The sequence below is a fragment of the Enterococcus sp. DIV1059_2 genome (assembly GCF_051713685.1).
Classification (GTDB): Bacteria; Bacillota; Bacilli; order Lactobacillales; family Enterococcaceae; genus Enterococcus_D; species Enterococcus_D casseliflavus.
Map to the genome: position 1 here is coordinate 2,092,501 of NZ_JBIOQK010000001.1, position 20,929 is coordinate 2,113,429.

The 20,929-nt window shown below is 41.4% G+C and carries 20 protein-coding genes, 1 rRNA gene and 1 pseudogene (1 of these 22 cut by a window edge); 5 read left to right on the plus strand and 17 right to left on the minus strand.

Going from position 1 to position 20,929, the window contains the following annotated elements:
• The 8 genes and pseudogenes from IGI72_RS09745 to IGI72_RS09780 all read right to left on the minus strand — a co-directional run.
• Positions 1–922: ribosomal RNA gene (locus IGI72_RS09745) — 16S ribosomal RNA — on the minus strand (it extends 638 nt beyond the left edge of the window).
• A gap of 541 nt (positions 923–1,463) precedes the next feature.
• Complete coding sequence (locus tag IGI72_RS09750) at positions 1,464–1,649, minus strand: hypothetical protein (RefSeq protein ID WP_005230211.1); 186 nt, start codon at positions 1,647–1,649, stop codon at positions 1,464–1,466.
• Between the two features lie 139 nt (positions 1,650–1,788).
• Entirely contained in the window at positions 1,789–2,310 is a 522-nt protein-coding gene (locus IGI72_RS09755; protein WP_005230207.1) for a GNAT family N-acetyltransferase, read from the minus strand.
• Positions 2,311–2,375: 65 nt separating this feature from the next.
• Positions 2,376–3,314 carry a dihydroorotate oxidase gene (locus IGI72_RS09760; protein ID WP_284591689.1) on the minus strand — a complete coding sequence of 313 codons (939 nt, stop codon included), beginning with the start codon at positions 3,312–3,314 and terminating at the stop codon, positions 2,376–2,378.
• A gap of 210 nt (positions 3,315–3,524) precedes the next feature.
• Positions 3,525–4,069 (minus strand): annotated as a pseudogene (locus tag IGI72_RS09765) (zinc-binding dehydrogenase); the annotation flags it as partial.
• A 442-nt stretch (positions 4,070–4,511) separates the two neighbouring features.
• Positions 4,512–4,829 carry a DUF2500 domain-containing protein gene (locus IGI72_RS09770; RefSeq protein ID WP_015509816.1) on the minus strand — a complete coding sequence of 106 codons (318 nt, stop codon included), beginning with the start codon at positions 4,827–4,829 and terminating at the stop codon, positions 4,512–4,514.
• Between the two features lie 757 nt (positions 4,830–5,586).
• A complete protein-coding gene (locus IGI72_RS09775) occupies positions 5,587–5,916 on the minus strand; it encodes a metal-sulfur cluster assembly factor (protein ID WP_005231940.1) in 330 nt (109 codons plus the stop codon).
• Positions 5,917–5,990: 74 nt separating this feature from the next.
• Positions 5,991–6,926, minus strand: coding sequence for a YitT family protein (locus IGI72_RS09780; protein ID WP_005230189.1), 936 nt, complete (start codon positions 6,924–6,926; stop codon positions 5,991–5,993).
• Positions 6,927–7,079: 153 nt separating this feature from the next.
• Between IGI72_RS09780 and IGI72_RS09785 the strand changes: the two genes are divergently transcribed.
• Positions 7,080–7,571 (plus strand): YajQ family cyclic di-GMP-binding protein, encoded by a 492-nt coding sequence (locus IGI72_RS09785; protein ID WP_005230187.1) that lies wholly within the window; start codon positions 7,080–7,082, stop codon positions 7,569–7,571.
• Positions 7,572–7,662: 91 nt separating this feature from the next.
• Here IGI72_RS09785 and IGI72_RS09790 read toward each other — a convergent pair whose 3' ends face one another.
• The 3 genes from IGI72_RS09790 to IGI72_RS09800 form a co-directional block, all read right to left on the minus strand.
• Entirely contained in the window at positions 7,663–10,155 is a 2,493-nt protein-coding gene (locus IGI72_RS09790; RefSeq protein ID WP_438753978.1) for an ATP-dependent DNA helicase, read from the minus strand.
• Between the two features lie 257 nt (positions 10,156–10,412).
• Positions 10,413–10,949 carry a hypothetical protein gene (locus tag IGI72_RS09795; RefSeq protein WP_016611127.1) on the minus strand — a complete coding sequence of 179 codons (537 nt, stop codon included), beginning with the start codon at positions 10,947–10,949 and terminating at the stop codon, positions 10,413–10,415.
• A gap of 280 nt (positions 10,950–11,229) precedes the next feature.
• Entirely contained in the window at positions 11,230–11,643 is a 414-nt protein-coding gene (locus tag IGI72_RS09800) for a GNAT family N-acetyltransferase (RefSeq protein ID WP_438753980.1), read from the minus strand.
• Between the two features lie 98 nt (positions 11,644–11,741).
• Here IGI72_RS09800 and IGI72_RS09805 point away from each other — a divergent pair, with 98 nt between their 5' ends.
• The 3 genes from IGI72_RS09805 to IGI72_RS09815 all read left to right on the plus strand — a co-directional run bounded on the left by IGI72_RS09805 (position 11,742) and on the right by IGI72_RS09815 (position 14,082).
• On the plus strand, positions 11,742–12,362 hold the full coding sequence (locus IGI72_RS09805; protein WP_005230178.1) for an MBL fold metallo-hydrolase: 621 nt from the start codon (positions 11,742–11,744) through the stop codon (positions 12,360–12,362).
• Between the two features lie 33 nt (positions 12,363–12,395).
• Entirely contained in the window at positions 12,396–13,100 is a 705-nt protein-coding gene (locus IGI72_RS09810) for a histidine phosphatase family protein (protein WP_005230175.1), read from the plus strand.
• 148 nt (positions 13,101–13,248) lie between these two features.
• Positions 13,249–14,082: an undecaprenyl-diphosphate phosphatase gene (locus tag IGI72_RS09815; protein ID WP_015509843.1), complete on the plus strand. Its 834-nt coding sequence runs from the start codon at positions 13,249–13,251 to the stop codon at positions 14,080–14,082.
• A gap of 76 nt (positions 14,083–14,158) precedes the next feature.
• Here IGI72_RS09815 and IGI72_RS09820 read toward each other — a convergent pair whose 3' ends face one another.
• A complete protein-coding gene (locus tag IGI72_RS09820) occupies positions 14,159–14,782 on the minus strand; it encodes a DUF47 domain-containing protein (RefSeq protein ID WP_005230171.1) in 624 nt (207 codons plus the stop codon).
• Between the two features lie 12 nt (positions 14,783–14,794).
• Complete coding sequence (locus tag IGI72_RS09825; RefSeq protein ID WP_005230169.1) at positions 14,795–15,850, minus strand: inorganic phosphate transporter; 1,056 nt, start codon at positions 15,848–15,850, stop codon at positions 14,795–14,797.
• A gap of 236 nt (positions 15,851–16,086) precedes the next feature.
• On the opposite strand from IGI72_RS09825, the gene rpsT reads away from it, so the two are divergent.
• A complete protein-coding gene (gene rpsT, locus IGI72_RS09830; protein WP_005230162.1) occupies positions 16,087–16,341 on the plus strand; it encodes a 30S ribosomal protein S20 in 255 nt (84 codons plus the stop codon).
• 52 nt (positions 16,342–16,393) lie between these two features.
• On the opposite strand, the gene holA is transcribed toward rpsT, so the two are convergent.
• From holA to IGI72_RS09850, 4 genes are all read right to left on the minus strand, one after another.
• Positions 16,394–17,413 carry a DNA polymerase III subunit delta gene (gene holA / locus IGI72_RS09835; protein ID WP_034869424.1) on the minus strand — a complete coding sequence of 340 codons (1,020 nt, stop codon included), beginning with the start codon at positions 17,411–17,413 and terminating at the stop codon, positions 16,394–16,396.
• Positions 17,414–17,444: 31 nt separating this feature from the next.
• The gene (locus tag IGI72_RS09840; RefSeq protein WP_438753983.1) at positions 17,445–19,688 is read right to left on the minus strand and encodes a DNA internalization-related competence protein ComEC/Rec2; all 2,244 of its coding nucleotides are present in this window, start codon (positions 19,686–19,688) and stop codon (positions 17,445–17,447) included.
• Positions 19,660–20,157: a ComE operon protein 2 gene (locus tag IGI72_RS09845; RefSeq protein ID WP_005230159.1), complete on the minus strand. Its 498-nt coding sequence runs from the start codon at positions 20,155–20,157 to the stop codon at positions 19,660–19,662. Before IGI72_RS09845 ends, IGI72_RS09840 begins: the two co-directional genes overlap by 29 nt.
• Before the next feature lie 93 nt (positions 20,158–20,250).
• Entirely contained in the window at positions 20,251–20,892 is a 642-nt protein-coding gene (locus IGI72_RS09850; RefSeq protein WP_438753985.1) for a helix-hairpin-helix domain-containing protein, read from the minus strand.
• Positions 20,893–20,929 lie beyond the last annotated feature (37 nt).

Genomic DNA, 20,929 nt, shown 5'->3' on the forward strand with positions numbered 1-20,929 from the left:
ACCTTGCGGTCGTACTCCCCAGGCGGAGTGCTTAATGCGTTTGCTGCAGCACTGAAGGGCGGAAACCCTCCAACACTTAGCACTCATCGTTTACGGCGTGGACTACCAGGGTATCTAATCCTGTTCGCTCCCCACGCTTTCGAGCCTCAGCGTCAGTTACAGACCAGAGAGCCGCCTTCGCCACTGGTGTTCCTCCATATATCTACGCATTTCACCGCTACACATGGAATTCCACTCTCCTCTTCTGCACTCAAGTCTCCCAGTTTCCAATGACCCTCCCCGGTTGAGCCGGGGGCTTTCACATCAGACTTAAGAAACCGCCTGCGCTCGCTTTACGCCCAATAAATCCGGACAACGCTTGCCACCTACGTATTACCGCGGCTGCTGGCACGTAGTTAGCCGTGGCTTTCTGGTTAGATACCGTCAAGGGATGAACATTTTACTCTCATCCTTGTTCTTCTCTAACAACAGAGTTTTACGATCCGAAAACCTTCTTCACTCACGCGGCGTTGCTCGGTCAGACTTTCGTCCATTGCCGAAGATTCCCTACTGCTGCCTCCCGTAGGAGTCTGGGCCGTGTCTCAGTCCCAGTGTGGCCGATCACCCTCTCAGGTCGGCTATGCATCGTTGCCTTGGTGAGCCGTTACCTCACCAACTAGCTAATGCACCGCGGGTCCATCCATCAGTGACGCAAAAGCGCCTTTCAACTTTCTTCCATGCGGAAAATAGTGTTATACGGTATTAGCACCTGTTTCCAAGTGTTATCCCCTTCTGATGGGCAGGTTACCCACGTGTTACTCACCCGTTCGCCACTCTTTTTCTTTCGGTGGAGCAAGCTCCGATGAAAGAAAAAGCGTTCGACTTGCATGTATTAGGCACGCCGCCAGCGTTCGTCCTGAGCCAGGATCAAACTCTCATAATGATTTGTTTGAATGACCATACGGTCATTAAGCTCATAAAAATTAACTTTGCTAGCTATTGCTTGCATGTATTTGTTTCAATAAATTGAAACGTCCTACACATTGGTTCGTTTGCTTGCTTTGTTCAGTTTTCAAAGGTCTACCGTGCTGTGTTAGCAACTTTTATATCATATCAGAGTGACATTTAATTGTCAACTCTTTTTTTAAAAGTTTTTTTCGCTCGTTGTTTTTCAACTTCGTAGCGGCTGTCTCAGCGACTTAATTAGAATAACAAATGATTTGTTATTTGTCAACAACTTTTTTCAATTAATTTTGTTGATGTATCAACATTGATTAACTGTTTTATTATTGCGACTTCGTTATAATATCATCTGTTTCATTTTTGGTCAAGTCTTTTTTGAAGATTTTTCAACTGTTGTTTTGACCCGCTGGCTCAATTGCCAACGTTGAATACTTTATCATTCTATGAATGAAAGAGCAAGCTTTTTTTCTGAAATTTTTCCAATTAACAAAAACAAAGAAAAAAACTACCCAAAAGGTAGTTTAATCAATATCGATCGTACGGAAACGGATTTGATTTTGATCGTCTCGTTTTAAGGTTGTTTCTTCTTTCAAATAAGAGAACTTCTTCTCATCGATCGCTGGATTTTCAAGCATTTCTTCATAACCTGCAAAAATATCATGGATGTATTTTTTATAAGCTTTTTTCTTTTTGATTCTTTTCTTCATTTGGCACCGTCCTTTACGTGCTTATCTTAGCAAGCCGAAAGGATTCTGACAACCATTATCCACATTTTCATACCAAAAATTCACTTTGACACACCTTTTCCATTCTTTCAGCCAAGTGACAAGAATGGAAAAAGAATGTTTAGTTTGTGATCAAACGTTTTTGAAACGCCAATCGCTCTCCATTCGGAAAAGGAAATGTTACCTCTCCTTTATATTGATAGCCAGCTGCTTGGATATTCTTTTGCATCCCAATATTGGCTTTATACGTATCGATACGCAAATCAACGATTCCTTGCTCTAATGCAACCACTTCAAGAGCTTGCAGCAATTTGGCACTTAACTTTTGCCCTTTAAAATGAGAACTGACAACGACGCGATGAATGGATAGATACGGACCGTTTCCATCCCACCCTGCGCCGGTAATTGCGTTGTAGACAGGATCATCACCAGAAACCAGTGCCGCAGACGCTGCGATTTTCCCATCTTTCACTAACACATAGCTTTCACCTTTTGCAATATCTTCTTTGATTTGAGTTTCTTTTGGGCCATAGCCATTTTGCCATTGTGGTGATCCTTGAGCTTTTAAAAAAGCAATTCCTTCCTCAATCAGCGCCATTAACTCCGTTAAATCGCCCTCAGTTGTTTTACGAAATTTCTCCATTTAACCCCACCTTTCTTCTAAGACTTTCTTCTATAAAAAGAAACAGAGAATGATAGAAAGTCGTTTTAATCAATCGTTTTTAGTTTGCCTTGAAATTCACTGATTGATTGATATCCTTTTTCTTTCATGATCGTTTCTAATTCTTTCGTCAATCGTTCAAAGATCGCCGGCCCTTCTTTTTGCAACTCTGTGCCGATCTGCAACATAGAGGCACCACACAACAAATGCTCATACGCATCTTGACCATTACGAATCCCACCAGTACCAATAATTTTGATTTCTGGGTTGAGACGTGTATAGAAAGCCCGCACATTGGCTAATGCCGTTGGTTTCACATATTCGCCTCCGAGACCACCAAAACCATCTTTTGGTTTGATAACTACCGAGTCAGTAGTAGGATCGATGAATAAAGCATTCCCAATACTATTGATTGAATTGATGTAGGTTAACGGATACTTGTTTAATATCTTAGCCATCTCATCAAAGTGAGCCAAATCAAAGTATGGCGGCAATTTGACACCTAAAGGTTTTGTGAAAAAACCAAAGACTGTTTCAAGAATTTGATCGGTCAAAGGAAAATCATAGGCAACTTGTGGTTTTCCTGGCACGTTTGGACAAGAAAGATTCAACTCAGTGATTCCTTCAAAATCACTTTCTTGGATCTTCTTCAATAACTCAATGTTTTCAGCCACACTCATACCAGCGACAGAGAAAAAGAAAGGCGCTTGCTGAGTCATTTCCTGCTGTTTTTTGATGGCATAATCTAAGTAGTAGTCCACCCCTAGATTTGGTAATCCCATCGAATTGATGCTTCCTAAGGGTAAATCGGTATAACGTGGTTCTGGATTTCCGGCACGTGCTTCTAGCGTTGCACTCTTTGTGACAAATGATCCAGCTGCTGATACCGCTAATTCATCTAATTCCTCGATCGTCATACAATGTACTCCTGAGGCGTTCATAAACGGATTTTCGTATGTAAATTTCCCAAAATTCGTAGCTATCATTGATTCATTCCTCCAATCTTTTCAACTAGTTTACCGTTTCATTTCTGAAAATGCAACGGTGTCTTTGATTGGGACAGGTTTTAGAAGGAGCAACCTATTTAATCACTGTAGCAAATCAAAAAACCATATCCATAGCAGCTTGTTAAAGCTTGCTGAATAAAAATGGTTTTTGAAAACAATCTGTTTGTGCTGTAATCAAATGTTTAGTTTTTAGAGCATGATCATGATTTTATTAAAGCTTTCACTTCTATTTACCGCTAAATCAAATGCTCTTTGAAGATATTCTAACGGAAAGCGATGGGAAATCATATGACTGGCACTTAAGCGTCCGCTTTCTAAAAAGGTGAGTGAATCAAACCATTCTTTGCCTGGGAAAGGCGCAGAATAGCTATTCCAAAAACCCTTAATGGTTAATTCACTGCGAAAGTTTTTTCAAATGCCCGTTGCTTAATCAAAACATCAGAATAAGTGATCCCTTGAAATCCAATTTTCCCGTCTTTTTTTGTCACTAAGAGACATTGTTCTTCGGTTATTTTAGTACCTGCACATTCCATTGCAATATCTACGCCTAAACCATCCGTTATCCGAGAAATCTCTTTTTCAAGGTCTTGAACACTAGGATCGATCGTATCGGTGACACCTAAATCTAATGCTTGTTTCAGTTTCTCTGATTGAATATCAATGCCAATAATCGTTTTCACACCCGCAATTTTTAACCATTGGATCGTCAGCAACCCAATCGTTCCTAACCCAAAACGGCAACGACTTTGTCACTTGAAAGAGAAAATGTTTGTGAAAAACCAAGAACGATTTTTCCTTTTTGCAATTATTTCTGAAGTCACGTAAAAAACAAAAAACCTCGTAACAATGAGTCACGAGATTTTGGTGAAGCAATCTATTCTATTTATGAGTATTTAAAAACGATCCGTAGCTCATCACTTCCACCAATAAATCGAATGGGTGAACTAAATTAAGCCATTCCTCGCAGGAAATTTCCTTCGGTTTTGGTTTTATTTATGCGACCTCATAAGTAGAAATTCTCAAGTGTTACTCGATGATACTGGCGTTTTCCATCGAAAGCGTACAATTCAAATCATTTCAATTGATAAGACACTTGAATAGGAGTTTTTTAATTGACTGTTCAACTTTTTTTGAAATTGAAAACGAATAAACACATACTATATACATACAAATTTTTTACCTATCAAGTGAATTAAACCTTTTTCTTTGATACCTCAACACTCCAGTATCTCCGATGACGTATAATTTGTATTTTCCATACCCTACTTTAAATTCTAATCTTTCGCCACTTGCGATTTCAAATAAAAGATAATAGGTAATGGATTGATTCGTAAAGCCGTTTGCAGCAATATTCGTGCTACTAGTCATTCGTTTGTCTACTAGCGTGGCAAGTACTGCCACTTCTGGCGTAGATTGATCCTTTAAGAATTCGACAATATGATATAAGATAACTGCGACGAAAATAAAAGCAAATAAAGTAAATAGAAAATCCACAAAACACACTCCTTTTTTGTTTTTATGATCAAGGGAATCAACCAAATCATTTTTACAACTTAACTATAATTATACATTAATTCAATTAATTAATCTCGAATCTCTAATAAAAATATGTAACTCGCTAAATGATTGACCGAAACTGTAGTTTGGCTATCGTTTTCCTATATGTATGGTTGCATAGAACACATTTGTATATTTGTTAACCAAGAGTCAGTTGATAGGATGAAATCACATGACCTTTGAAAAAACATTCCTAGAATCATCCTTCTTCATTCTACATTGACTCCTTAAGGAAAATTCATCGTATCCCAAAGTCTCTGACTAAATTCAGTAACTTTTCTTTAGACATGTTTTCTGGGATGCACCTTAAGGTTATCAATGTGGATGAATAAGAATTTATTCTGTGCTCTTTTTTTGTCAAAATGATCGAAGGTTTATAGAAAGTATTACTATTTCGGAAAAGTTAAATACTAACTCACTTTGAGTTGTCATATGAATGGAAAATACGTTGAGCTTTCAGGTTTAAAAATATATGATTTTCTTTAATGCTTTTAGTAAAAAAGCATAACTTTTTCACCAAGTAACTGTTTATTTAAGAAAGTATTCTATAAAAAAACTCTTCTACCAACTTTTTCAAAGTTAATAAAAGAGTTCTGTGTTTATATCCTCATTTTGCCAACTGTCCGACACCTAAGAAAACAGCTTGTTCCATCTAGTTAACAAATATGAAACAACTTTCTATGATTGAAAATCCTTAACGAATCCCCAAAGCAATCCGTGCGTAACGACTCATTTTATCGGTCGTCCAAGCGGGATACCAGACTAATTTCACCTCTGGATTTTTGACTTCTGGAATATCGCTTAGTGCTTCGTGTATCGATTCAGTCAATACGTCGGCTAAGGGACAGCCCATTGTTGTTAAGGTCATTTTGATTACGGTATTGCCTGTTTCTGCATCAAATTCGACTTCATAAACTAAGCCTAGATTCACTATATCAATCCCCAACTCAGGGTCAATCACGGTTTCCAAGGCAGCCAAGACACGCTCTTTGATTGCTTCTGCTTCTACTTCAGTATATGCCACGGTTGAAGACCTCCTTTAATTCTTGTTTCAAATAATACCTTCTTTTGCAAGATTTGTAAATGGACGATCCTTGATTATGGCCGGCTTTTCTTGTGTATTTTCAGTTCTGGGAAGACCCCTGTCGTTTTAAAGGTCCGTTGTTCATCATCTGTCGCAAAACGGCCTGTAATCGATTGGGTCGGCACAAAATTAATAAACGCATTGCCGTCAGCTTCTAAAACGGCTTGTTCTAAATCGTAGATCTCGTAGCGCGTCACGACCATCATGATCATATTGCCAGGTACGCCTGAATACCCTCCGACTGAGGGGAACAAAGTCATGCCGCGAAACACATGCTTAGAAATATTTTTCCCAACAGCTTCCGCATTGGTCGTAATAATCATTGCCGTTACCTTTTGATGACTTGTGTGCAGCATGTCCACAACGTAGCTCATTGCGAAAATCGAAATAATCGTGTACAAGGCACTTTCCCAAGAAAAGACGAAACCTGAGACCATGACAATGATGCCGTTTAAAATAAACATATATTTACCAACTGTTTTTCCAGTCGTTTTTGATAATATCAACGAAAGAATATCCATTCCGCCGGTGGTAAAACCCATTTTCAGTGAAAACGCAACGCCGACGCCTAACAGTACGCCACCTAGCAAAGCGTTAACCAAAATATTGTCAGTGATCGCTCCTTGCGGAAGGATCATCGTTAAGACGGAAACGACAACGACATTGATAAAGCTCAATAGTGTCGATGATTTCCCGAGTTTGATGAACCCGAGAACAAAGATAGGCAAGTTTAAGAGGAAAATAAACAGCCCTGTACTAAGGTGAACGCCAAAATGTTCCAAGGCAAGTGCCACGATCAATTGGGCGACCCCGTTCATCCCAGCAGAAAGAACGTTTGCGGGAATCAAAAAGAAATTTAAAGCAATGGCTGCAGTAATACCTGACAGCAAAATAACCCCTATTTTTTTCAATCGTTCTGATTGTTCGTGCTTCGTTAATAACTTACTCACAATGATCTAGCTCCTTCACTAAAAATCTCCTTCCAAAGAATAGCAGTTTGTGTGAAAAAATGAAACAATTATTTGCAAAAATTTACTTTTCATTCCCGCATCGTTCGCCTCCATGTTAAAATCATAGGTAAGAGATGAGAGGAGTGATTGATTTTGGCAAAAGAAGCAAGTTTTGATGTCGTATCTGAGATCAACACAGAAGAAGTGAAAAACGCCATTCAACAGGCGGAAAAAGAATTGAAAAACCGATTTGATTTTAAAGGCTCCACGGTAGAAATCAAGATGACTGAGGGCAAACTGACGATCGTTGGAGATGACGAATTTAAGTTGGAGCAAATCAAAGATGTGCTCTTTGCGAAGCTGATCAAACGGAATGTACCAACGAAAAATATTCAATTTGGCGAAACGGAGCATGCCTTGGGGGCAAAAGCTCGTCAAACGGCAGAATTGATCAATGGCATCGATAAAGAAAACGCCAAAAAAATAACGACAGCGATCAAAAACGCCAAGCTAAAAGTTAAAACCCAAATTCAAGACAATCAAATTCGGGTAACAGGCAAAAGTCGTGACGATCTGCAAGAGGTGATCCAATTGTTGCGTAAACTGCCCCTGACGATCGATTTACAATTTACAAATTATCGCTAATCAAAAAAACTAGAACAGAGTCTAACGTGATGGTTAGGCAAAATCAGCTTTATCTACTGATTTTGCGCAACCGCTCTTGAAAGCTCTGCTTCTAGTTTTTTTCTTGCCAAAAATGAGTCAATGCCTTTGATAACTCTTGCGGCCGACGAATCTGCAAGGCATGCTGCCAATGCAGCGGGAAAAGTTCTTGGTAACGCGGTGTCCGAAAGCGCTGATCCAGCAATAACACCACGCCACGATCGCTGACATCCCGAATCACTCGACCGGCTGCTTGCAGGACTTTATTCATCCCTGGCAGCTGATAGGCATACGCAAAGCCAGCTGCCTTTTTCTCATCGTAATATTCCCGAATCAATTCTTGCTCGTGATTGATTTGCGGCAGTCCGACTCCGACCACTGCTGCACCGATCAAGCGATCGCCTTTTAGGTCGATCCCTTCAGAAAAAATTCCTCCAAGGACACAAAATGCCACCAATGTTTTTGGTTGACTCTTTGGTTCGTCTTGACTTTTATCCAGCAAGGATGATTGTTGCGAGTCAAAAGATTGAAACTGCGCAAGAAACGCCTCGCGCACTGCTTCGTTCATAGCAGTCCCCTGAATCAAGACCTCCACCTCTGGCGCCTGTTGAGAAAATGCTGCCGCCACCTCATCCAAGTAACGATAAGATGGGAAAAAGACCATATAGTTTCCCGCTTTCGCTGCCGTCATTTGCTGGATCGCATCAACGATCGCAGGAATGCTGGCTTCACGTTGGCGATACGTCGTTTGAATATAGTCCGCAATAAAAATCCCCTGATTTTTCGGATCAAAAGGACTTGGCAAGCGATAGCGCAAAGCTTCATCGCCGCCACCTAATACTTCTTGATAATACGACAAAGGGGTAAAGCTCGCAGAAAACAACAGGCTGGCCTTGCCCTTATCTAACACGGATTCCAAAAACGGCGCTGGTTCGATGCAAAATTGCCGTAGTTTGATATCATAGCGGTCGATCTCCACCGTCGTTTCGTAGTGATCATCATAAAATTCACTAATCTTCAAATAATGGTTGGCTTCAAAATACACTTGCAGCACTTCTTCTTGCAATTCATGCTCAGGATTTGCCGGCAACCATTCCTTCATCAATTCAGCTAATTTGTATAGCTGATTGACCATTGTTTCATGGGGAGCTGCTTGATGGTGGTATGACCATCCTTCCTCTTTTGCTAATTGGGCTAAAGCCGCAAATTCTTTATCAACTCTGTTTAGTGCGCGTTTTAATTTCTGTTGATCCTTCGGCAGCTTCTTCTTTAATTCCTTAAATGGCTGTCGTAAGATCGTTGCAGAATACATTTCTTTCGAACGGTTAACTAAGTTATGGGCTTCATCCACTAAAAAGAAATACTCTTCGTCTGGCTCTTCAAAAAATCTCCGTAAATAAACGGTTGGATCAAACAAATAATTATAATCACCAATAATGACATCGCAAAAGACACTGACATCCAGTGAAAGCTCAAAGGGACAAACCGTATGCTTCATTCCATAAGTCTCGATCACTTCTCGGGTTATTTGGTTTTCGTGATGCAACAGATCCCACAATGCTTCGTTGATTCGATTGTAATAACCTTGTGCATAAGGACAATGCTCTGGCGTACAGTTTCGTTCATCCAGAAAGCAAATTTTATCTTTGGCAGTAATCGTGACACTCTTGGTTTCACTACCGTTGTCTGCTAACTTGCTCAACGCATCTTCAGCCACTTGTCTGGTGATCGTCTTCGCCGTCAGATAAAAGACCCGATCTGCCCCTTCTTCCCCGAGAACTTTTAATGCGGGAAACAGCGTTGACATGGTTTTTCCAGTTCCCGTTGGCGCTTCCGCAAAAAGTCGCTTGCCATTTTTTAGTGTTTTATACGCCGCTGCTGCTAACTCTCGCTGCCCTTTGCGAAAGGTTTCAAAGGGAAAAGACAGCAGCTGCAAAGACGTATTGCGGACACGGCGCCAATTCTCTTGAAAAACTAACCATTTATGATATTCCTGAAGTAATTCTTCATAAAAAACAGCTAATTCTGAGAACTGAAATGTTCTTCTCGTACGGGTGGTCAGCTTTTCAGTGGTTTGATAATAAGTCAATTGTACGGCGATCCGATCGATGGGTCTCCTCGGATCATTTTCTCCATCAGCAGTAGCTTCTGCTTCTGGTTTCTCTTGTTTTTCACTGTCATTAAGCGCTGCTTGTTCATTTTCTTGCAGTAAAAACAAATAAGCATAAACCATTCCCTGGGCAAAAAACAAATCGATTTGATCTTCAGGGATATCTTCGAAAGCTGGTTCTGAAGTTTTGATCTCATCGATCACCCAAGAATTAACAGCTGCATCAAAAAAGAGACCATCGGCACGTCCTTCGACAGTGATCGAATCTTTCTCAATTTGGCTTTCTCGTTTGAAAAAGACTTCTTTTTGATACGCATCCCCAGCCTCTTTTTGTAGTTGGCGATGGATACGGGCGCCTTCTTGTGCGGTATGATTACTGACTTTGCGGCTATCAATATCGCCTCTGCGCAAAATAAATTCTACGATTTTTCTAACCGCAACTTTTCCTTTATACACGTGTTCACCTTCTTGTTTGCCATTATAGCGGATTGATCACTTTTGGAAAAGCGAACAGAAACAGCTTTTCATCCTCTGCGGAGAGTATCCTATCCAAATAGGTTTGATCTCTAAAAAAATCACTTGCGGCAAAATGCATTCTCATCAGGTAATCAACGCCATTTCCACTTCCAGAAAATGGGTTTGACGAAAGGTTACCAAAAAAACCTACTCTACTCACCTAAGCAAGTAAAGCAGGAATATTTTTTTAAGAAAATTTATTGATCGACCTGAATGTCATAGCTAACGCCATTTTGATCATAGGCCTTCTGATTATTGGGATCTAAGGTGAACTCAAAGGTTCGCCCATCTGCCATGATCGTCAAACGTTTTCCTTCGACGATGTATGAGGCATCTTGATAGGTGATCTCATAAATTTGATAAGGATCGTTGGACAACTGTACCTCTGAATGGGAAAAATGACGCTGAAAATCACTTTCGATTTGTCCTTTATACAAGGCAACATCACTAGAGCTGGCTGAACTATCTTCTAAGTCTGCCATCGGCAAATACTGCTTAACGATCGTCAACTCATTCTCATGGAAATCATAAACCCCTTGGCTTTGCGGAAAGATGACACTCTCATCTTGGATCAACATCAAATCAAGGTCGCCATTTTCAACCGCTTTTGAGGCGGAAGTAACGGTTTCAGAAACTTCTTTCGAATCATCGATGGATAGCTCTTCCTCACCACAGCTCGCTAAAAGAAGCACAGCAAAGCATACAGTGAAAAAGAATTGGAGCGATTTTTTCATAAAAAACACCTTCTTACAAAAAGTTGATGTATACCAATCAAAACGAACACAAGGTCCTGAACACTTACTTTCCCCGAACTTAGTCACGACGAATGTTTCTGCTGCAGGAAAAAATTAGACCAGTTTCAAACGAAACACGCGCTTTCTTATTTTAATTAGTATAACAGCAGTTTTTTGCTAATGCGGTTTCTTAGAAAAATTTTCGAATTCCCACAATAATTCTGAGCTTTTCTCTCATCAAACTATTGGTTAGCCTTATCACCTGCCTGCCATAGGGTGGTCACAGCATCTTCACGAAATAAAGCCTATCCATGCCAAGTACAGGTGTGTCAGAAAGCACAGCAAATTGTTCGAAGCCGACTGCTTGATAGAACTGTGGCGCTTGGTAGTCTTGGGTGGTAACTGTCACGGAACGACACCCCGCTTTTTTACCGTGATCGAAAAGTGCTTCCATCAATTGTTTCCCCACCCCTTGATTCTGATGGTTTGGATCAACTGCAAACAATTGAATATGAATCGTATTACCTGTCCGTTTCCCAATCAACCCACCAAGTTGATCGTGATTGTCAAAAAATGCAAATGAAAGCTGCTCTTGATCGGAAAAGGCACTCACTGCCTCTGTTTTTTTCGTTGAATAATTGAGCCATTGACAGATCGCCTGACGATTGTCTTCTGTGTTAATCGTTTCTATCATTAATTTTTCACTCCTAAAAACCTTTCTTTGTTTCCTCTTATACTTTAAGCTATACTTATAGTCAGACACAAGTATTTGTGATCCTAGGAGGTTTTAGCATGAAAATCATTGGTTTAGTGACAGGACCCGTTCAAGAAAATTGTTACCTTATTTGGAAAGAAGATTTTTTGTTGATTATTGATCCTGGAGCAGAAGCAGCGAGATTGATCGCTGAGATCGAAAAAACAGGCGCAAAACCAGCAGCGATTTTATTGACCCACACTCATTATGACCATATCGGCGCAGTTGACCATTTGCGGGATTATTATCAGATCCCCGTTTACGTTAGTCCACTTGAGCAAGAATGGCTAAGTGATCCTATGAAAAACCTTTCTGGTCGTCATCCTGAATTAGGAACCATCACCGCACGTCCAGCAGAATTCGAGCTAGAATTGAAAGAGTACGAGATAGCTGGCATGTCCTTTAAGGTTGTTGCAACCCCAGGTCATTCCATCGGCAGCGTCAGTTTTATTTTTGACAAGTTTGTCGTTTCTGGAGACGCCTTATTTAAAGGCAGCATCGGTCGGACCGATCTACCAACTGGCAACCTTGAGCAATTGCTGACCAGCATCCAAACGCAACTTTTTGTTTTACCGAATCAGATGGCCGTTTATCCTGGCCACGGGGAACCAACAACGATCGAGATTGAGAAACGGACCAATCCGTTTTTTAACGCATAAACGAATGACGAACCAAAGGAGGAATTACTACTTATGGCAAAAACGGAATTGTATGTCGTGCGTCACGGGAAAACCATGTTCAACACATTGCAGCGTGTGCAAGGCTGGTGCGACACCCCATTGACTCGTACTGGTGAACAAGGCATCCATTATTTAGGACTCGGGTTACGAGATGTGGATTTTGTGGAAGCAGTATCCAGTGACAGCGGCCGCGCGATCGAAACGATGCGTCTGATACTGGGTGAACATGTCAGAGGACCAGAGATCCCTTATCATATCGACAAACGGATTCGTGAATGGTGCTTTGGCTCACTTGAAGGTGCCTATGATGCAGAAATGTGGGGCGTTCTGCCACGGATTCTTGACTTTCCTGATTACGATGATATGATTGCCAATCATGTCTCGTTTGAGGCGATCGCCAATGCGATCTATCACGCAGATACAGCCAATTGGGCGGAAACCTTTGATGTGTTGACCGAACGTGTCAAAACAGGGTTTGAAGATATCGCCTACCGCGTTGAGAAAAAAGGCGGCGGCAATGCGCTAGTTGTGTCTCACGGCTTAACGATCGCTTTTCTTTTGCATCTGATCAATGATGAGAACAATGTTCGCATGGATATTGAAAATGGCTCGGTCACTCGACTGATCTACGAAGATGGCAGCTTTACGATTGCTGAAGTGGGCAATACCGATTACATCAAAAAAGGCTTAGCACTCTCTCAAGAACTTTTATCCTAAGAGAAACCTTTGGCAGTTGATCAATTTCTTTAAGAAAGGAGCAGTTTTTGTTTTAAAAACTGCCCCCTTTTTTTAGGAAAAAGATTGGTATTCGAATCAGGAAACGGTATACTAAGAGTTGTATTTTGTCATAGAAAGGACTGAACCAATGTTTTTTACAAATTTCATAAAAGCGATTTTATTTGGGATCATTGAAGGGATCACGGAATGGCTGCCAATCAGCAGCACGGGTCACTTGATTCTAGCCAACGAATTTATCGGATTGAATGTAACTCCCGAGTTTATGACGATGTTCAATGTTGTCATACAACTGGGTGCGATTTTAGCAGTCGTCTACTTATATTTCCATAAACTAAACCCTTTTTCACCGCAGAAAAATGAGTTAGAGAAAAAAGATACATGGACGTTATGGTTTAAAGTCGTCGTGGCGGTCTTGCCATCGGTTATTATCGGATTACCGTTAGATGATTGGTTAGATGCGCACTTCTACAACTTTTTCTCCGTTTCGATCGTCTTGATCGTTTATGGGATCGGCTTTATCGTGGTAGAAAAACGCAACAAAAATAAAGCACCAAAATGTACCGATTTGAACAAGTTCACCTACAAAGCGGCATTGATCGTAGGAATGTTCCAAGTATTGGCATTGATCCCAGGAACTTCTCGTTCTGGTGCTACTATCTTAGGTGCTATCATGATCGGCGCTTCTCGTTATGTTGCTGCTGAATTTTCATTTTTCTTAGGTATTCCCACCATGTTTGGTGCCAGTGCCTTGAAAATCTTCAAGTTTTTGAAAGATGGCAATGCCTTTGATTTCCAAGGAACCGTCATCTTATTGACAGGAACCATCGTGTCATTCATCGTTTCGATCATCGCGATCCGTTTCTTGATGAACTACATCAAACGGAATGATTTTACCGTATTTGGATGGTATCGCATCGTTTTAGGAATCATTTTGATCGGCTATTGGCTGATCCAATTATAAGCAAAAAGAGCAACTCTTGGGCAGGTAACTGCCGCAATAGTTGCTCTTTTTTTTCGTTTGAATGCTCTCTAGTTCCTCACGTGTTTTTGATCACCATACCATCGATAATATCAACCGCACTTTCGGTGTCGTTGATAATCGATTCAAAGCGATCATAAATATCTTTCCATTTAATGATTTCCAGCACTTCTTTTTCATCCGTAAACAACGCTTTTTTCATTTTTGAATACAAAAGATCTGCTTCTGATTCAATCGTATTTACATCGTTGATCATTTGACGCAATGTTTTTGAATTTTTGAACTTCGGAAACTCTTTTAATGCTGTTTCGACCCCCTGTGTCGCTTGAACGATCATTTCAGCAAATAAGTTCGTCTCAGGGCGGATCTTCGTAATGACCAAATTCTCAAATAAATAAGTCAGTCCCATAATGCCATCCAAAATATCATCTAAGCGCTCAGAGATGACCAGGATGTCTTCGCGATCGATCGGTGTGATAAATGAGTCGTACAACTCATTCGTTAACTCAGCGATCACCTGATCGCCTTCCTTTTCTAATCCATGAATCTCAGCTGCCGCTTCACTTAACGCTGTTTCAGAGTAATCATTGATCAACAGCGAAAAACGTTTCGCAGCTAGATGCCCATTTGTTGCCAACTGCTCCATTGCCGCAAAATAATCAAATCCTTTTTTTCGTGCCATTACTTTCTCTCCTCACAAAATTAGCAATAAAATTTTCACCATTAGAAACGCAATCAACCCGCAACCAGGGAACGTTAAAATCCAAGCATAGATCATTTCTTTAACGATGCGCCAATCAACGCTAGAAAAACGTCGAGAAGCCCCTACCCCCATGATGGCAGTCGTTTTTGTATGGGTCGTTGAAACTGGGATACCAAATACGGAAGACAAGAACAAACAGATCGCAGCGGTAACATCTGCAGAAAAGCCCTGGTATTTTTCCAGTTTTACCATATCCATCCCTACTGATTTGATGATTTTCATCCCACCGACAGAAGTACCGATCCCCATGGTCAAGGAACAAAGAACCATCACCCAGAGTGGGATCGAAAAGCCATTGCCGGTCTTTTCAGCAAGATTGTTGTAGAAAAGCCCTAACATGAAGACACCCATAAATTTTTGGCCATCTTGTGCACCATGTAAGAACGCATTGGCACCAGCCGCAATGGCTTGACCAACTGTAAAAATTTTGTTGGCTTTTCGCCGTTGGGTATCGCGAAAGAGCCATACGATCAGTTTCGTGATCAGAAAGCCGCCAATGAAGCCCATCAACGTAGAAACGACAAGACCGATCAAAACTTTCAGCCACTCCTCGCCATTGACTGCATGTAACCCACCAAGGGCCATGGCTGCACCAGTCAGTCCTGCGATCAACGCGTGAGATTCACTAGTTGGGATCCCAAAATACCAAGCTGCGACCGTCCAAACAACAATTGAAAACAAGGCAGCGGCTAATGCGATCTGTGAGACCCGAAAACTCCCGCCTGAATCAAAAGTCACAATGTTGCTGATGGTTTCTGCAACTTGCGCATTAAAATACGTCATCACTAGCACACCTAAGAAATTCATGACGACTGCCATGCCAATGGCGATATTCGGGCGTAAGACTCTCGTGGAGACAGCGGTTGCAATAGCATTCGGCGCATCCGTCCAGCCGTTGACGAAAATCACCCCTAATGACAACACAATCGTTAGAAACAAAGCGATATTCACATAGATTCCCCCATTTAAAAATTCCGAAGTAATCATAGCATAGAAAGCTGTTTCTGTGTAAACTTTTTATAACTATTCAGTAAAAAATGTGTAAAGAAGCATTTTTAAAATCCATAAAGCAAAAAATAGCACGGCCAAAAAACAAATTTTTGTGTTAAGTAAAATTTCTTTACAACTTTTATTGCAATCACTCTTGGCATTAGGTATAATGACTAGTGTTGATTTATACGTTTTCTAAACGTAATTGAACTTTTTTTTCGGAGGTGAAATACATGCCAAACATTGAATCTGCAATCAAACGTGTTCGCACAAGCGAAGCGGCTAATGCTAAGAATTCATCTCAAGTAAGCACAATGCGTACAGCAATCAAAAAATTTGATCAAGCTGTTGAAGCTGGTGCTGATAACGTAGATGCGTTATATAAAGATGCTGTTAAAGCAATCGATATGGCTGAGACTAAAGGATTGATCCACAAGAACAAAGCTAGTCGCGACAAATCTCGTTTAAGTAAAAAAATTGCAAAATAAGCAAATTAAGAAAGGCGCAGCAATCATCGATTGCTGCGCCTTTCTTTTTGACTTACTGTTTGCCATGTTTTAAAACAAATAGCTGGAACAAATACTCTTTGTCCATCTGACCACTTTTCACTAAGTAATCATTTTCGATCAATTCACTATATAGTGCCGCTAATTGCTTTTCTCCAAACCCCCGAGCTTGCTGCATCGCTAACTTCACTCGGTACGGATGAATCCCCAACGTTTCTGCGATATTGGCTTGCTGGTAGCCAATTTTCATCAAAATCGCCGCCTGTAACAGCAGACGGACTTGGCTGATCAAGATAGCATTGATCTTGATCGTCTCTTCCCCTTGCAATAATAGATCGTCATATAAGCGCAACGCATCCGATACGTTCCCCTTTAAGACATCGCTGGTTAATTCAAAGACATTGTGTTCCAACGTCTTAGGGATCAACTGCAAGACGATCTCTTTCGTAATTTTATTGCCATTTCCTGCATACAGCCGTAGTTTCTGTAACTCCTGCATCGCTTTTGATAGGTGCAGATCCGTTAACCGTAAAAACAAATCAAACGCCTCTCGGCTCATTTCGATGCCATCATTTGCCAACGACTGTTGGAGATACTGACGCACGTCGGCTTCTTTCATAGGTGCGACATCAATCACAACTGCGGCTTTCTTCAACTGCTTAGTAATTTTTTTCCGTTCATCTAATTTATCGACATCTGCAAAAATCACCATTACCGATGATTCCAATGGGTCTTTGATATAATTCAAAAAATCATCTAGGTCATGCTCAGGTGCATTGCTCTTTTTTTCAGCCGTTAAGAAAAATGGCCGCTCAACGAACAGTAATCGCTGATCGCCAAAAAAAGGCAACGATTGGGCTTCTTGGATCACCATATCAAGGGGATCTTTCTCCATGTCAAAGGAAGCAAAATTCAGATCATCTTTCCCAACGGAAAAACGCTCCAAAAAGGCCGTGCGAACTTGCTCTTGTAAAAACATTTCACTGCCGATGACCAGATAAATCGATTGCAACTCCTTGGTTCGAATTGCTTGCAACGCTTTTTGTAATTCCATCGTTCCCCTCGCTTTCATTCTTATCCTACCATTAGTCAATCGGATAGTCTAGCAGCGTTTTTATCAAAAATGATTGTTGTTTTTCAGACCAAATAAATTGGATCATGCCCTGCTGATCGGTTCGCAAAACGGTCTGATTTGCCAACGTTTCAAGCACCTCTTCATGAGGATGCCCGTACCGATTGTTCCGTCCACTTGAAACGATCCCGAATTGGGGATCGATTGCCGCAACAAACTCAGGTGCCGACGAGGTTCGACTGCCATGATGCCCTAGTTTCAAAACATCAACTTTTAAATTCGGATAATCATGAATCAACTTTTTTTCCCCTGCTTGTTCGAGATCGCCAGTAAACAAAAATGTTTTATCCCTTACCTTGGTTTTAATCACCATCGAATCTTCGTTTTGTCCTGCACCTGATTCTGGTGCCAATACTTGCAACTGAAGGAAATCACCCACCACTTGGCCAACCGTCGTCCAAACAACGCTTGTCTGCTTAGGCAGTTCGTTTAAAAGCTTGGCGATGCGCTGATCTTGTTCACTTCCTGGTACAAGATATAACGTTTCAACAGGGATCGCCTTCATCAATGCTAGCGCATCTCCCATATGGTCCGTGTCCCCGTGAGTTAGAAACAAACCAGTAATCTTCCTGACTCCCTCCCCTTTCAAAAAAGGAATCAATGTAGATTCAGCGGCAGCTTGTCGTTTGCGCTCTTGCCAGTTTTCATTCGGAAAAGACAGAGAACCTCCAGTATCGATCACATAAACTTCGCGATTTTTTTCTGCCTGTAAAACGATACTATCGCCTTGACCAACGTCGACATAACTAATGGTGGGTAAAACTCGATTCTGTTGAAAGACGATTGGTACAACAAGCGAAAAACAGATCACCAGCAGCCACCGTTTCTTTTGGTAACAGAGCAGGCCAAGCAAACAACAACTAGCTGCCAATCCTGCAGGAAGGGCACCCACCGTTATCGATACGTCTCCTACAGCGCCCACGACAACTTCCATAAGTGATAAAAGCCCTTCAAAAAGGTCAATCGGCCCACTGATGGTTGGGAAAAGCGTCCCAGCAATGAACATTAAGAAACAGGCTGGCAGCAAAACCAATTGAAAAAACGGTAAAAAGACAAACGTCAAAAAGCCCCCAAATAATGGAAATTCATAAAAGAGCGAGACAATGACAGGGGCAGCCAGCACCGTGAGGAACTGACTGCGCCAAAACCACGTCAATTTGATCGGTCGCTGCATCACTATCAGGAAGGTCATCAAAAGACTTAGTTGCCCCGATGTTTGAAGCAATACTTTGGGATCAACGAATAAAAGAGCCGTTAAGACGATCCCATAATGATCACTTGCCGATAGCCGTTGTTGATAAAGAGTGGTCACTTGAGTAACCGACAATGCCAAGACAGCACGCCAGACACTAATGCCGCCGCCACAAATCCCAATTACGACCAAGAAAAAGACCCCCATTGGCAACAGCATTTCTTTTTGCGTAAACCCCAATCGGCAGAAGCATCCGCGAAACCACTTGAAAAATAAGACGACATGCATTCCTGAGATCGTAAAGAAATGCAATAAGCCACTAGCACGATACATTTGACGTACTTCTTGAAAGTCATGGTCTTTAAAACCAAAGAGCAACGCATTGATATAGGCTGCTGAGCGTTCAGGAAAGATTCGTTGCACAGAAGAAATAACCTCTGCTCGAACTTTTGCAAGCGAAAAGCCTGAGTCTGCTGCTTCCATTCCTACCATTTGCTCGATATGGACTGTGCCAATAATTGATCGACTGGCTAGATAGGCAGAATAGTCAAACCCGTGGCGGTTTCGTGGTTTTTCAGGAAGAGAAAAAAATCCTTTCACCAGCAGCTTTCTTCCCCAATCGGATCGATCCTGCCATTGCTGTTTTTCAGTCTCTGAAGAAATCGTGTAACGGCCAATCACTTTACCTGCGGAAGATTTTGCTTCAAACGTAAGCAGATCGCCATTGATTTTGATCGTGTCTGGCAACACATTGACTACCCCTTGATACTCACCTTCTTGTATGTTTCCAGTCCGAGAAAGACAGACGCGGACACTTAACAGCAACAGTCCGACAAAACAAATCATGCACAAAAATGCTTGTCGTCTTAAGACAAGCATCCCGAAATAATAAAGTGCAATGAGTCCCAGTAAGATGGACTGCACATAGTAAGCAGTCACCGAACAAGCAAAAATAATACTAAGAAATAAAAATGAATCAGTTCTCTTTTGTTGGTTGTGCATCATTCAGCACACCAAATGAAAGTTTTTCAAAATACACCGGATCAAGTTCAACTTGGTGGACGGAAGCACCTACTTGTTGAATCAATTCCATTGCATACTGATTGTTACGATAGTCATTCAAATAATGGATCGTTTTGACCCCTGCTTGCAAAATTGCTTTCGTACAGGGAAGGCAAGGGAAATGCGTCACATAGATTTCCGCATTGTCTGTTGACACCCCTAATTTTGCACATTGCAATAAGGCATTCATTTCTGCATGAATCGTCCGAATACAATGGTCATCGACAACATAACAGCCATCGTCGATGCAGTGTACATCGCCACTGACGGACCCATTGTAGCCTCCAGCGATGATTCGGCGATCTTTGACTAATGTAGCGCCGACTTCAAGTCGGGAACACGTACTGCGTAAAGAAAGTAAAACAGCTTGCGCCATAAAATACTGGTCCCAAGGGATTCTCGTATTGCTCATTCATTTGCTCCTTTGCGATTGATTAGTTCTATTCTAATCGAATTTCTTGAATTTTCAACCGTCATTTCTTAGTATTTCTTACTTTTATTTGGTTCAGTCCGTCACTGTAATCATCTCTTTCACGGACTCAAAGGTCTTCTCTCCGATGCCTGTGATCTTTTTTAGGTCATCAATCTGTTTAAAAAAGCCATATTCTTCGCGGTAAGCGATGATTGCTTCTGCTTTTTTGGCACCCACGCCTGGCAGTTCTTGCAGTTGCTGCGCATTGGCTTGATTCAGATTGATTTGTGTCACTGCTGTCTGGCTGCCACCTACTCCTGAAGCATTCATCTCCGTAAACGCTTGATCCTCTTTATGCGGGACGATCACCATCTGTTGATCTTGCAACACCTGTGCTAAGTTTATGGCTGTTTCTAACGCCTCTTCTGTCAAACCACCTGCTTGTTCAATCAATTCATACATCCGCGCACCTGATTTTAAACGATAAATGCCCGGTTGGTGCACTTCTCCTTTGACATCGATAACGATCTCATACTCTTCATCGTGAAGACCATCTTCTTGAAGGGTTCCACCTTCCCCCATTTCAGACGATTGACCTGCTGCATCTGCCATTGATTGCCAGTTTGTTTCTTTGTTTTGCGAGAACGGTACGAACCAGATGATCAGCAAAACCATCAAAACAGCACCACCAACTGCAAATCGCCAATAGTCTTTGAGCAGCTTCCATTGATCCATTTTCACCACCTCATAGATGAAATACGCAAAAAGTAAT